10 protein-coding genes are annotated in these 13,755 nt (G+C 47.4%); 8 read left to right on the top strand and 2 right to left on the bottom strand.

Annotated features, from left to right (window positions below):
• Positions 1–163 precede the first annotated feature (163 nt).
• On the top strand, positions 164–1,354 hold the full coding sequence (locus SHEWMR4_RS10105) for an amino acid aminotransferase (RefSeq protein ID WP_011622692.1): 1,191 nt from the start codon (positions 164–166) through the stop codon (positions 1,352–1,354).
• Positions 1,355–1,612: 258 nt separating this feature from the next.
• Here the strand turns inward: SHEWMR4_RS10105 and serC are convergent, their stop codons facing one another.
• The gene (gene serC / locus SHEWMR4_RS10100; RefSeq protein ID WP_011622691.1) at positions 1,613–2,704 is read right to left on the bottom strand and encodes a 3-phosphoserine/phosphohydroxythreonine transaminase; all 1,092 of its coding nucleotides are present in this window, start codon (positions 2,702–2,704) and stop codon (positions 1,613–1,615) included.
• Between the two features lie 105 nt (positions 2,705–2,809).
• Entirely contained in the window at positions 2,810–5,572 is a 2,763-nt protein-coding gene (gyrA, locus tag SHEWMR4_RS10095) for a DNA gyrase subunit A (RefSeq protein ID WP_041409038.1), read from the bottom strand.
• Between the two features lie 385 nt (positions 5,573–5,957).
• Here gyrA and ubiG point away from each other — a divergent pair, with 385 nt between their 5' ends.
• From ubiG to SHEWMR4_RS20760, 7 genes are all read left to right on the top strand, one after another.
• Positions 5,958–6,668 (top strand): bifunctional 2-polyprenyl-6-hydroxyphenol methylase/3-demethylubiquinol 3-O-methyltransferase UbiG, encoded by a 711-nt coding sequence (gene ubiG, locus SHEWMR4_RS10090; RefSeq protein ID WP_011622689.1) that lies wholly within the window; start codon positions 5,958–5,960, stop codon positions 6,666–6,668.
• Between the two features lies 1 nt (position 6,669).
• Positions 6,670–7,344, top strand: a complete 675-nt coding sequence (locus SHEWMR4_RS10085) for an HAD family hydrolase (RefSeq protein ID WP_011622688.1) — start codon at positions 6,670–6,672, stop codon at positions 7,342–7,344.
• A 487-nt stretch (positions 7,345–7,831) separates the two neighbouring features.
• The gene (gene nrdA, locus SHEWMR4_RS10080) at positions 7,832–10,120 is read left to right on the top strand and encodes a class 1a ribonucleoside-diphosphate reductase subunit alpha (RefSeq protein ID WP_011622687.1); all 2,289 of its coding nucleotides are present in this window, start codon (positions 7,832–7,834) and stop codon (positions 10,118–10,120) included.
• 61 nt (positions 10,121–10,181) lie between these two features.
• Positions 10,182–11,312 carry a class Ia ribonucleoside-diphosphate reductase subunit beta gene (nrdB, locus tag SHEWMR4_RS10075; RefSeq protein ID WP_011622686.1) on the top strand — a complete coding sequence of 377 codons (1,131 nt, stop codon included), beginning with the start codon at positions 10,182–10,184 and terminating at the stop codon, positions 11,310–11,312.
• Positions 11,313–11,328: 16 nt separating this feature from the next.
• A complete protein-coding gene (gene yfaE, locus SHEWMR4_RS10070) occupies positions 11,329–11,739 on the top strand; it encodes a class I ribonucleotide reductase maintenance protein YfaE (protein ID WP_011622685.1) in 411 nt (136 codons plus the stop codon).
• 198 nt (positions 11,740–11,937) lie between these two features.
• Positions 11,938–12,393, top strand: a complete 456-nt coding sequence (locus tag SHEWMR4_RS10065) for a nuclear transport factor 2 family protein (RefSeq protein WP_227499240.1) — start codon at positions 11,938–11,940, stop codon at positions 12,391–12,393.
• Between the two features lie 129 nt (positions 12,394–12,522).
• Positions 12,523–13,751 (top strand): IS3 family transposase gene (locus SHEWMR4_RS20760; RefSeq protein WP_086022262.1). Its coding sequence is split into 2 segments (ribosomal slippage): positions 12,523–12,874 and positions 12,874–13,751, totalling 1,230 coding nucleotides; the frame shifts between segments, so codons are not numbered across the junction.
• Positions 13,752–13,755 lie beyond the last annotated feature (4 nt).

Below are 13,755 nucleotides of genomic sequence, written 5' to 3'. Positions count from 1 at the left end.
AGCGTTTTTTGGCAGGCTTTTTTGCCAGATTAATTGGCCATAGTTCACAGTTTTTGCTTTAAATTTTTCATCTATCCACGCTATTCTAGGTTTCAAACGATAAATCACGCATATTCTTTGCAATTCATGTTGTCGCAATATAACCAAAAAGGTAGATGGAGCCATGTTTAACTCACTCGTCGCAATGCCTGCGGATCCTATCCTCGGCCTATTAACCCAGTACCGTGAAGACTCACATCCTCAAAAAGTCGACTTAGGTGTGGGCGTTTATAAGGATCCCGCTGGAAACACTCCCATCCTTAATTGCGTGAAAAAAGCCGAAAAATTCCGTTTAGACACTGAAACCACCAAAGTGTATATCGGCCCAACCGGTTCGCCTCAGTTTAATACCCTGATAACAGAATTAGCCTTTGGCAGTGATCACAGCGCGATTATCGCCAACCGAATTCGTACTGTATCCACGCCTGGTGGTACAGGCGCCCTGCGCGTTGCCGGTGATTTTATTAAACGCTGCAATCCTAATGCTGTGCTATGGGTGAGCGATCCCACATGGGCTAACCATATAGGCTTGTTTGAAGCGGCGGGTCTGACTGTTAAAACCTACCCTTACTATGATTACGACACTAAATCGTTAAAGTTTGATGAGATGCTCAGCGCGCTTGCGCAGATTGGCCCGAACGATGTTGTGCTATTCCACGCCTGTTGCCATAACCCGAGCGGGATGGATTTAACGGCAGAACAATGGGATAAAGTGGTTGCCCTCACCAAGGAGCAAGGTTTTACCCCGCTTATCGACATGGCTTACCAAGGTTTTGGTGATGGGGTCGATATCGATGCCTACGGCGTGCGTAAAATGGCCGCCGCGGTCGATAATATGATCCTGTGTAGCTCTTGCTCGAAAAACTTTGGTCTGTACCGTGAGCGTATCGGTTCATGCTCTGTGGTTGCAAAAGATGCAAACACGGCAAGCATCGCGCAATCAGTACTGCTTTACGTAGTTCGTTGCCTCTACTCCATGCCGCCAGCCCACGGCGCGGCGATTGTCGAAACCATTCTAGGTTCGGCAGAATTAAAGCAAGAGTGGTTAGATGAGCTCAAAGTAATGCGCGACCGTATCAACGGTAACCGCGCCATTTTAGTGGAAAACCTCAAAACCAATGGCGTGGACCGCGACTTTAGCTTTATCGCACGTCAAAAAGGCATGTTCTCTTTCCTAGGGGTTAATCCTGAGCAAGTGGCGCGTCTGCAGAAAGAATTCAGCATTTATATGGTGGGTTCGAGCCGCATTAGCATTGCAGGCATTAGCGAAGACAATGTGGATTACTTAGCTAAGTCGATTGCCGAAGTACTGTAACAAGACTGTTGGGATAAAGCGCCTAATTCGGCCTAAGTCCCCTCGCCTTACACTTCAGCTCTTACTTAGTGCCAGCTTTGACATAAATGCCGCTTTCACATAAGAGTCTGCTTTAAATAAGCATTTAGCTTTATGCAACCAATAAAAAACGAATGCCTAGGCATTCGTTTTTTTCTCACTTTACGCTGTTAAAACTGACTTTAAACGACACGTATCAATTAGCGAGTTAAGCAAGTTAGGTAAACTTCATGGCTTGGCCTAGCTATGCTTTGCCGCAAATTCGTTCATAAAGCTCACCAGCGCAGCTACGCCTTCAAGTGGCATAGCATTGTAAAGGCTGGCACGCATGCCACCAACGATTCGGTGCCCTTTTAAGGCCACTAGGCCCGCCGCTTCGGCCTCTTTTAAGAAGGCGCCATCAAGGGATTCATCCGCCAGTTGGAAAGTCACGTTCATTTGTGAGCGGTTTGCCGCGACGACACCATTTTTATAGAAAGGATTGGCATCGATACAGGCATACAGCATTTGCGCTTTTTGCTGATTGATTTTCGCGATACTGGCCACACCACCTAAGGATTTGAGCCAGGCAAACACTTCAGCCGCTAAGTACCAAGCAAAGGTTGGCGGCGTATTGAACATAGAGTCATGCTCCACCGCTAAACGGTAATCCATGATGGATGATTGGGTTAAACTCGGCAGTTTCAACATATCATCACGCACGATCACAATTGATAAGCCCGAAGGACCAATGTTCTTCTGTGCGCCAGCATAGATTAAGCCGTAACGACTGACATCGATTTCGCGAGACATGATGGTAGATGATAAGTCCGCGACAATTGGCCATGGACTGTCTAACTCATCAAAAATTTCGATACCATCAACTGTCTCATTTGGGCAATAGTGCACATAACGGTAATCGGCATCAATCTTATGCAGATCAGGCAACACTACTGCATTGAGTCCATTATGTTTTTCAACAATGTTAAGGCTATCAATTTGCGTGTCGCCCGCCAGCTTTTGTGCTTCGGCTAACGCTGCAGAAGACCATTGACCACTGACTAAATACAGGGCTCGGCCTTGGTTGCCTAAAAAATTATTCACAACGGCAGAGAACTGACCGCGACCACCGCCGTGCATAAACAGCACATGATAGTTCTGTGGAATGTGCATCAGCTCGCGTAAATCCGCCTCAGCTTGCTTGGTCAGCGCGATAAATTCCTTACCTCTGTGGCTGACTTCCATCACGGAGACACCTAGCCCATTCCAATCGAGTAATTCCTGTTGTGCTTTTTTCATTACCGCTGCGGGTAACATCGCAGGACCTGCACAGAAATTATAAATCGCGCTCACTGCCACTCTCCTTATTTACAAACCATGATATTAGAATTCATAAAATAAAACGTTGCCATGAAAAAAACGAGCGTCCAATTGGACGCTCGTTTTCATACTCTCGAATTAGTCTTCGTCTTGCTCGTCGTCAAGCTCTTCGTCTTCGTCTTCGTCTAATTCTTCTTCCAGTTCCTCTTCTAAAGGCTCTTCATGAACAGAGTTACCTTCAGCGACAACTGGGACGATTGGCATACCGTTTTCATCCAGCTCGACTTCATCTTCGTCGCCTTGGATCTCATCGATACGTTGCAGACCAACCACTTTCTCATCACTAGCCGTACGGATAATGGTCACACCTTGGGTGTTACGGCCGATGATTGACACACCGTTCGCAGGCGTACGGACTAAGGTACCTTTATCGCTGATCAGCATGATTTCGTCATTACCGCCAACTTGTACCGCGCCAACAACCGCACCGTTACGCTCACTCACCTTGATCGATACCACACCTTTAGTCGCGCGGCTCTTAGATGGGTATTCAGACAGTTCAGTACGTTTACCATAGCCGTTTTCGGTCACGGTTAAGATAGCGCCATCGCCCTTAGGTACGATGAGAGACACCACTTTTTGACCTTCTTCAAGCTTGATACCGCGAACACCGGTCGCGCCGCGACCCATTGGACGCACGCCCTTGAAGTTGATTTGTGGGTTACCTTCTTCATCCAGCACTGGGTTGCCGTTTTCATCGAGTACGGACACTTCTTCGCCTTCTTTAAAGCGAACCACTTTACCTTCGTTCGAGAACAACATGATCTCATCATCACCGTTGGTGATATCGACACCGATCAGTTGGTCACCGTCTTTCAGGTTCACGGCGATAATGCCGTTAGCACGTGGGTTGCTATAAGCTGTCAGCGCAGTTTTCTTCACGGTACCGTTAGAGGTCGCCATGATAATGTACTTATCTTCTGCGTATTCACGCACTGGTAGAATCGCAGTAATGCGTTCACCATCGGACAGCGGCAGTAAGTTAACAATCGGACGACCACGGGAAGTACGGCTCGCCAGCGGTAATTGATAGACCTTAAGCCAGTACATCTTACCGAAATCTGAGAAGCACAAAATGGTATCGTGAGTGTTGGCAACCAGCAGTTTTTCAACGAAATCTTCGTCTTTCACCTTAGTTGCGGCTTTACCCTTACCACCACGGCGCTGGGCTTGATAATCGCTCAGCGGTTGGTACTTGGCGTAACCTAAGTGTGACAGGGTCACAACCACGTCTTCTTCGTTGATTAAGTCTTCAAGACTCATATCAATTTCATTGGCGTTGATGACAGTGCGGCGAGCATCACCGTATTCAGCAAGAATTTCTTCTAGCTCTTCTTTGATCACTTCCATCAAACGCTCAGGGCTGCGCAGAATAAACAGCAGACCCGCGATGAACTCGAGCAGTTCTTCGTATTCGGCGATGATCTTATCGTGCTCAAGACCAGTTAAACGGTGTAAACGCAGCTCTAGAATCGCCTGAGCCTGTTGCTCAGTCAGGTAATATAAGCCATCACGGATACCGAATTCTGGCTCTAACCATTCAGGACGCGCCGCATCGTCACCCGCTTTTTCAAGCATGCCCTGTACATGGCCAAGTGCCCAGCCCTGCTCAACCAGTTTGACTTTAGCGTCTGCTGGCGTTGGCGAAGCTTTGATCAGCGCAATAATCGGGTCGATGTTGGCCAGCGCAACCGCTAATGCCTCAAGAATATGGGCGCGTTCTCGCGCTTTACGCAGTTCGAATACGGTACGACGAGTCACCACTTCACGGCGGTGCAGGATAAAGCACTCGAGCATTTCTTTTAAGTTGAACAACTTAGGCTGACCATTGGTCAATGCCACCATGTTGATACCAAAAGAACATTGCATCTGTGTCTGGGCATAGAGATTGTTCAGGACAACTTCACCCACTTCACCGCGTTTGATTTCGATAACGATGCGCATACCGTCTTTGTCAGACTCGTCGCGCAGACCGCTGATGCCTTCAATCTTCTTATCTTTGACTAACTCAGCGATTTTCTCGATGAGTTTCGCCTTGTTCACCTGATAAGGGATTTCGGTGACGATAATACGTTCACGGCCGTTGTCTTCAGTTTCGACTTCAGCCAGCGCGCGCATGACAGCACGGCCGCGGCCTGTTTTATAGGCATCGATAATGCCCTTACGGCCATTGATAATCGCAGCCGTTGGGAAGTCCGGGCCTGGAATATGTTCCATCAGCTGTTCAATAGACAGCGCAGGATCGGCGATCAGCGCTAAACAGCCCTTAACGACTTCGGTTAAGTTATGGGGCGGAATGTTAGTCGCCATACCTACCGCAATACCCGATGAACCGTTGATCAACAGGTTAGGTACGCGTGTCGGTAATACCGCAGGAATTTGTTCAGTGCCGTCGTAGTTTGGCACATAGTCAACGGTTTCTTTTTCAAGATCGGCGAGGAGCTGGTGCGCTAACTTATCCATACGGATTTCGGTATAACGCATTGCCGCTGCGGAGTCACCGTCAACCGAACCGAAGTTTCCTTGACCATCGACTAAGGTGTAACGCAGAGAGAAAGGCTGAGCCATACGTACGATTGTATCGTAAACCGCTGAATCACCATGGGGGTGATATTTACCGATCACGTCACCAACCACACGGGCAGACTTTTTGTACGGCTTGTTCCAATCGTTCTTCAATTCACTCATGGCAAACAGCACGCGGCGATGCACAGGCTTGAGGCCATCACGCACGTCTGGTAATGCACGTCCCACGATGACGCTCATGGCGTAATCAAGGTACGAATTCTTTAGTTCGTCTTCGATATTAATTGGCGAAATAGATGATGCCAGATCAGTCATAAACTGCTCGTTCCCCTGAAAATTAGCCGACAACGCATAATCCGTATCATTGAGCGGCCCAAAAACGTGATTTGGCATTCTAACACAGTTATTTAATGTCGCCAGACCTATCCTTCGTGAATTGCGAAGGATGTGGCTTAATAGATGAAAACACTGTCAATTTGGCCTATTAAACTCAATAAAATCCGTCGTTAACGGTTAAATTGAGGCCAACACTTGATTAATCTCTGAGCAGAAAAACCGCTCTGCATCACAAAGTGTCGAAGAATTAATGATAATTGTTGAAATTTCACTCAACCACAAAGACTTAGAATCAGCCAATACTGTGTTTATCCCCCATTGTCGTTATAATGGCCGCACAATGACAGCCGCTATAGGTAATAGCATGCAACAGAGTACCAACGTAGACCCGCAGGAAATCGCAAAGTTTGAACGTATGGCCGAAACCTGGTGGGATCTTAACGGCGAGTTTAAGCCGCTGCATCTATTAAATCCCCTGCGCCTTAACTATATCGATCAAACGGCAGGCGGGATTTTTGGTAAGAAAGTGCTAGACGTCGGCTGCGGCGGCGGCATTTTATCCGAAAGCATGGCGCGCATCGGCGCGGTCGTTGACGGCCTCGATATGGGTGAAGAACCATTAGAAGTCGCGCGTTTACATGCATTGGAAACTGGCGTGAGCATCAACTATGTCAAAAACACTGCCGAGGCCCATCGAGAAGATCACCGCGAATACTACGATGTGGTGACTTGTATGGAGATGCTCGAGCATGTGCCAGATCCGCAATCGGTCATTCAAGCCTGCTGCGATATGGTTAAACCCGGCGGTTTTGTGTTTTTCTCAACCATCAACCGTAATATTAAGTCTTTTGTCGAGACCATTATCGGCGCCGAGTACCTATTAAAGATGCTGCCAATTGGCACCCATGACCATAATAAGTTCATCAAGCCATCGGAACTCATGGCCTTAGTCGATAACACCGATCTTCTCTGCAAAGATGCACTTGGGATCACCTATAACCCACTGACGGGGATCTTTAAGTACACCCCAAAGGTCGATGTTAACTATATGATTGCGACGCAAAAGGTAGATTAAGATGAGCTTAGCTGAGGTTAAAGGGGTCTTATTCGACCTTGACGGTACCCTTGCCGATACCGCGCCGGATCTGGTTCAGGCCCTTAACCTCAGTTTGTCTGATGTCGGTATCGCGGCAAAACCTTTAGCTGACATGCGTAGCGCCGCCTCCCATGGCAGCTTTGCCTTAGTCGATGCGGCGATTCCCGGCGCTGATGACGCACTGCGCACTCAAGTACAGCAAGGACTCCTCGCCCACTATCAAAGGATCAATGGCGACCATTGCCAGTTGTTTGATGGTATCGCTCCCCTGCTCGATTGGCTCGAGTTATGCCGCGTGCCGTTTGGAGTGATCACCAATAAACCCGCCCGCTTTACTCGCCCTCTATTGCATAAGCTGAAGCTCAGCTCGCGTATGCCAGTGATGATCAGTGGCGATTCGACTCGTTTCCCTAAGCCCCATACCGCACCTATGCTATTGGGCGCGCAGCAGCTGCAGTGCCATCCACAGCAAATCCTCTATCTAGGGGATGCGGAGCGGGATTTACTCGCGGCTCAAGCGGCGGGCATGCTCGGCGGTGTGGCCTTGTGGGGATATTTGAGTGAAGCCGATACGCCCGATGCATGGCCTGCCTATGCGCAGTTTAACTCGCCATCGAGTTTGCATTCGGCCTTAAGCCAAGCATTGGCCAAATAGCAGTAACGGATTGACCAAGGTTAACGGCCCAACCGAATCCCATTAACGGCGAAAAAATGCGCCCTTCGCTGGTAATGCAATTTAGGCTAAGGGTCAATCCTTGCGATCGCGATCGCTGCTTATTTTAGCGATCGATCACACAGTGAAATTTGCGCAAAAAAACGTCATCAATGTCGCACGCTAATCTCAATTTGAGCTTCAGGGTTAGTCATCACTAACGCTTTTCATTATCCTCAAGATATCCACAAGATACCCCCTGAATTGAGACTTGCAAATAGCGTCAAACCTCACTATCTTGTATCTCAGATTATTTAAAACACCATATCTTGTGTATAGGTAGCAATCAGACACACTAGAAGTTCCCCGTTAAATCGACTATCTCCTGCATAGTCAGCAGTATTAAGGGTTTTCAGGTTGATTGTTTTACAAGGAAACGTACGGTGACTTAGTTCACCTGAACAGATATCAGAACCAAGGCCTCTCTTCAATGAATAGCAATATGACAGTCACAAAACGCTGTGGTGCACGTGAGACAATCGATCTCGACAAAATACACCGCGTAATTACTTGGGCAGCCAAGGGATTAAAAAACGTTTCTGTTTCTGAAGTTGAACTTCGCACGCATTTACAGTTTTTCGACGGGATCCCAACCGAAGCTATCCACGAAACGATCATCAAATCTGCGGCGGATTTAATTTCCCCAGAATCACCGGATTATCAGTTTCTGGCTGCGCGCTTAGCCGTATTCCATTTACGTAAGAAGGCCTTTGGTCAGTTCGAGCCGCCAAAGTTATACGACCATGTGACTAAACTGGTCGAGCTTGGCAAGTATGATATGCATATTCTGCAGGATTACACCCGCGAAGAACTCGATATCATGGATACCTATATCGACCATTGGCGCGATATGAACTTCTCCTACGCGGCGGTAAAACAGCTCGAAGGTAAGTATCTGGTACAAAACCGTGTCACCCACGAGATCTATGAGAGCGCCCAGTTCCTCTATATTCTGGTGGCGGCCTGCTTGTTTGCCCGTTATCCAAAAGAAACGCGCCTACAATACGTTAAAGATTTTTACGACGCGGTATCGACCTTTAAGATTTCTCTGCCCACGCCAATCATGGCGGGTGTACGTACGCCAACGCGTCAATTCAGTTCATGTGTTCTGATTGAGTGTGGCGACAGCTTAGATTCTATCAACGCGACCGCCTCTTCTATCGTGAAGTATGTCAGCCAACGCGCGGGTATCGGTATCAACGCCGGTCGTATCCGTGCATTAGGTAGCCCAATCCGCGGCGGCGAAGCCTTCCACACTGGTTGCTTACCTTTCTACAAGTATTTCCAAACGGCGGTGAAGTCTTGCTCGCAAGGCGGCGTTCGTGGTGGTGCAGCGACCCTCTTCTACCCCATTTGGCACTTAGAAGTAGAATCGCTGCTGGTACTGAAAAACAACCGCGGTGTTGAAGATAACCGTATTCGCCACTTAGACTACGGCGTGCAGCTCAACAAGCTGATGTATCAACGTCTGATCAAAGGCGAAAACATCAGCCTGTTCAGTCCATCGGACGTGCCAGGTCTTTACGATGCCTTCTTCGAAGATCAAGACGAATTCGAACGTCTGTACCTGCAATATGAGCAAGACAGCAGCATTCGTAAGAAGACATTGAAAGCAGTCGAACTGTTTTCATTAATGATGCAAGAGCGTGCTTCAACAGGCCGTATCTACATCCAAAACGTTGACCACTGTAACACCCACAGTCCGTTCGACTCGAAAGTCGCTCCGATCAGACAATCTAACCTTTGTCTTGAAATCGCGTTGCCGACCAAGCCACTGAACAACATTGACGATCCGAACGGTGAAATCGCGCTGTGTACACTGTCAGCGTTAAACTTAGGTGCGATCAAAAACTTAGCCGAGCTTGAGCCATTAGCCGATTTAGCGGTACGTGCACTGGATAACCTGCTGGATTACCAAGATTATCCAATCAAAGCGGCTGAAATTTCATCGATGAACCGTCGTACCTTAGGTATTGGTGTTATCAACTTCGCTAACTACTTAGCGAAGAATGGCATGAAGTACTCCGATGGTAGCGCGAACAACCTGACTCACAAGACCTTTGAAGCGATTCAATTCTATCTGCTCAAGGCGTCAATGAATCTGGCAAAAGAGCAAGGTGCGTGCCCATTATTTAATGAGACCACTTACGCCCAAGGTATTTTACCTATCGATACCTACAAACGTGATTTAGATAAAATTTGCAGCGAGCCATTGCATTTAGACTGGGAAACACTGCGCCAAGACATCAAACAGCACGGTTTACGTAACTCGACCCTGTCTGCGCTGATGCCGTCTGAAACTTCATCACAGATCTCAAACGCGACTAACGGTATCGAACCGCCACGCGGTTTGATCAGTGTCAAAGCCAGTAAAGATGGCCAGTTAAAGCAAGTGGTGCCTGATTTTGATGAGCTGAAATACAACTACGAGCTGCTATGGCAAATGCCAAGCAACGAAGGTTACTTACAGCTCGTGGGTATCATGCAGAAATTCGTTGACCAAGCAATTTCGGCCAACACTAACTATGATCCCACGCGTTTCGAAGGCCGTAAGGTTCCGATGCAGACTCTGCTGAAAGACTTACTCAATGCCTATAAGTTAGGTGTAAAAACGCTGTACTACCATAACACTCGCGATGGTGCATCGGATCAACACGATGACATTACCAACATAGAGAAAGAAGATGACGGCTGTGCTGGCGGCGCCTGCAAAATCTAATCTTTAATGTTAACGGTTACGGGATCCCTTTGGGATCCCGACTTATTGGAATACTCGTACCATGACCTACTCTACTTTTTGCCAAACACCGAACGATGCCACCCGTGAACCTATGTTTTTCGGACAATCGGTTAACGTCGCTCGTTACGACCAACAAAAATATGAAGTGTTTGAAAAACTAATTGAAAAGCAGCTGTCTTTCTTCTGGCGCCCAGAGGAAGTCGACGTGAGCCGCGATAAGATCGATTACAACTCACTGCCAGATCATGAAAAGCATATTTTTATTTCGAACCTGAAATACCAAACACTGCTCGATTCTATCCAAGGTCGTTCGCCCAACGTGGCATTTCTACCGCTGGTATCGCTGCCAGAGTTAGAAACCTGGATTGAGACTTGGTCATTCTCGGAGACCATCCACTCGCGCTCATACACTCACATTATTCGCAATATCGTGAACGATCCTTCAGTGATTTTTGACGATATCGTGGTGAATCAAGAGATCCTGCGCCGCGCGACTGACATTGCCGAATATTACGATCACTTAATTAAACTCACGCAGGTTTACCACCTGTTAGGTGAAGGCACCCATGTGATCGATGGCGAGCCGATTGAAGTCAACACTCGCACGCTAAAGAAAGCGTTGTACCTGTGCATGATGTCAGTTAACGCCCTCGAAGCGATTCGCTTCTACGTCAGTTTTGCCTGCTCATTCGCATTTGCTGAGCGCAAGCTCATGGAAGGTAACGCGAAAATTATTCGTCTTATCGCCCGTGACGAAGCGCTGCACTTAAACAGTACTCAGCATATTTTAACCATTATGCAGGCCGGCAAAGACGATCCTGAAATGGGTGAAATTGCAGCAGAGTGCCAACAGGAAGCCTATAACCTGTTCCTAAAAGCCGCCGAGCAAGAAAAAGAATGGGCGAAATACCTGTTCAAAGACGGCTCGATGATCGGTCTCAACGAGCAGATCCTCTGCCAATACGTTGAGTACATCACTAACCAACGGATGAAGTCCGTTAACCTGCCACAGCCTTATGCAGAGCAGTCTAACCCACTGCCTTGGATGAAGAACTGGTTAGAGAGTGATGCAGTACAAGTGGCACCACAGGAAGTCGAAGTGTCATCTTATCTTGTCGGTCAAATCGATTCGGCCGTCGACAGTGATGAATTCCTCGATTTCGATCTCTAACGGGATTTGATTGCTTATGGCTAAATCGAACCTGCTGTTAAACAACCCCTTTGCGAAGGCGCCCATTGTGCGCCTTCAAGGGCAACCTGTGCTGCTGTTTACCGAACAGCACAATTCGTTGTTGCAAGCACTCGAAGCCAAAAAAGTGACCATTTTCTCTGAGTGCCGCAGTGGTTTTTGCGGCGCTTGCAAGACCCGTATTATTAGCGGCAGCGTCAGCTATTTAACCGAGCCTTTGGCCGAGCTTAATGCCGACGAATGTCTGCCCTGCTGCTGTATTCCTAGCGAAGATTTAGAACTCGATTTATCCCCCGAAGGTGCTGCCGTGGTGACCTATGCTTGCGGTAACACTCGCGCCCAAACCCCATCGACGCGTAAAACCGCCAATCTCAAAGCTGTGCCACAGCAAGAAGTGGTCGAAGACTAGCAGAGTCGTTTGCTACCGATTCGTATTGACGAACATCTTCCCTGCATAACACTTACTAATTAGCAAAAGACAGCATTATTACGGCTTCCCAAACGCTTTATCACTCGTCCTTGTTAGCTTGCCAAAAGATCATTATGTTATTGCTTTCCACTAACTTTTACTTTGTATTAGGTGGACCAGTTTATGCCAAGGAGAGCTATGGATAAGTTAATCGCGATCAGCTTGCTGCTTGTGTCAATGAGTGCATTTTCAAGTGCAGATAACCTCGTTGCCGAGATGAAAGATATGGATAGCAAGGTATTTGATTCATTTAATCATTGTGCCGATGAGCAACAACTCAAGCTACACGAAAGTTACTTTGCAGAGAAGGTCGAGTTTTACCATGACAACGGTGGTGTCACTTGGGATCGCCAGTCGATGATCGACAACACTAAAAACTATGCCTGCGGTAAATACACCCGCTCACTGGTTGAAGAAAGCTTTCAAGCCTATCCCATCAAGGACTTTGGTGCGATAACTGAGGGCGTACATAAATTTTGCAGCCAAGAAACAGGCAGTTGTGACGGCAAAGCCAAATTTTTAATGGTCTGGCAACACGCCAATGGCCAGTGGCAAGTCACGCGGGTGGTAAGTTATGGGCATTTACCCAACTAAGCAGATGGCCCACTCATATAGATAAGCGCTTATCTTCATATCAATCAACAAAAAAGCCTGAGTCTGACTCAGGCTTTTGTGTTAGTAATGTCTAGTCCTGAAATACGTTGACATAAAGAGGACTTCTTTATGACAACATCAATTAACTCAAGCCGTAAGCGCACACAACGAGATTACACCTTAGCCTTTAAATTAGGCGTTGTAGAGCGTGTTGAAAAAGGCGAAATGACGTACAAACAAGCCCAAGCCCATTTTGGTATTCAAGGCCGTTCAACGGTACTCGTTTGGCTTAGAAAACATGGTAGACTCGATTGGTCGAAACCTTTTCAGCATCCCCTTATGCCTAAGTCAAAAGAAACCCCTGCCGAAACTATCAAGCGCCTTGAACGTGAGTTAGCAGAAGAGAAACTGCGTAACAAAATCCTCAATGGCATGGTTGATATCATGGACAATGAATATGGAGCAGGCCTCAGAAAAAAGTACTTATCCGGTACGTCTGGCAAGCAAAAGGCAACGGAGAAATAAACCTCGCTGCCGCATGTCGTGCTGCGGGTATGTCGAGGCAAGGTATTTATCAGGCAGTTGCGCGAATGGAAAGTCGTAGAGCTGAGCTATCGGTCATCAAAGACTGGGTCCAGTACTGGCGTAAATATATGCCAAGGTTAGGGGCCCGTAAGCTCTACACGTTGATAAAATCCAGGCTGGTTGAGCACGATATTAAACTCGGGCGAGATGGGTTCTTTACCTATTTGAGAAGTGAAGGTTTACAGGTTAAACCGAAGAAAAGCTACACAAAAACCACGTTCAGCAAACACTGGATGAAGAAGCATCCTAATCTGCTGAAAGAGGAAGGACTGCATGATGCAGAGCATGTACTGGTCAGCGATATCACCTATCTTGAGTCAGACCAAGGTGTGCACTACCTGTCACTAGTCACCGATGCCAGTTCTCGTAAGATAGTCGGTCATCACGTGAGTAAAGACATGAAAGCCGAGAGTGTGGTGAAAGCGTTAAAAATGGCCATAAAAGATAAGCGCTATATCGGCAACGCAGTGCATCACTCAGACAGAGGTTTACAATACTGCTCAGCAGTTTATCAGAATGCGCTTCAGGCGAGCCAAATCCAGCCGTCAATGACGGATGGTTATGATTGCTACCAAAATGCATTAGCAGAAAGAGTGAATGGCATACTGAAGCAGGAGTTTTTACTGCACCGATGTAGGACATTTGCGGAGCTGAAGATACTTGTTAGAGAATCGATAGCAATATACAACAATATGAGACCGCATCTGAGTTTGAATATGGACTCCCCTAATCAGGTGCACAATAGAAAAGGCCAGCTACTGGAGCTGGCCTAAAAAC

This window comes from Shewanella sp. MR-4, from assembly GCF_000014685.1.
In the GTDB taxonomy this organism is placed as follows: Bacteria; Pseudomonadota; Gammaproteobacteria; order Enterobacterales; family Shewanellaceae; genus Shewanella.
This window is presented reverse-complemented; position numbering and strand designations above follow the sequence as displayed.

What these genes read in the sequence shown, in the direction of transcription:
- SHEWMR4_RS10105 (WP_011622692.1), top strand. Translation starts at nt 164, where the DNA reads ATGTTTAACTCACTCGTCGCAATGCCTGCGGATCCTATCCTCGGCCTA.
- gyrA (WP_041409038.1), bottom strand. Translation starts at nt 5,572, where the DNA reads ATGACTGATCTGGCATCATCTATTTCGCCAATTAATATCGAAGACGAA.
- ubiG (WP_011622689.1), top strand. Translation starts at nt 5,958, where the DNA reads ATGCAACAGAGTACCAACGTAGACCCGCAGGAAATCGCAAAGTTTGAA.
- SHEWMR4_RS10085 (WP_011622688.1), top strand. Translation starts at nt 6,670, where the DNA reads ATGAGCTTAGCTGAGGTTAAAGGGGTCTTATTCGACCTTGACGGTACC.
- nrdA (WP_011622687.1), top strand. Translation starts at nt 7,832, where the DNA reads ATGAATAGCAATATGACAGTCACAAAACGCTGTGGTGCACGTGAGACA.
- nrdB (WP_011622686.1), top strand. Translation starts at nt 10,182, where the DNA reads ATGACCTACTCTACTTTTTGCCAAACACCGAACGATGCCACCCGTGAA.
- yfaE (WP_011622685.1), top strand. Translation starts at nt 11,329, where the DNA reads ATGGCTAAATCGAACCTGCTGTTAAACAACCCCTTTGCGAAGGCGCCC.
- SHEWMR4_RS10065 (WP_227499240.1), top strand. Translation starts at nt 11,938, where the DNA reads ATGGATAAGTTAATCGCGATCAGCTTGCTGCTTGTGTCAATGAGTGCA.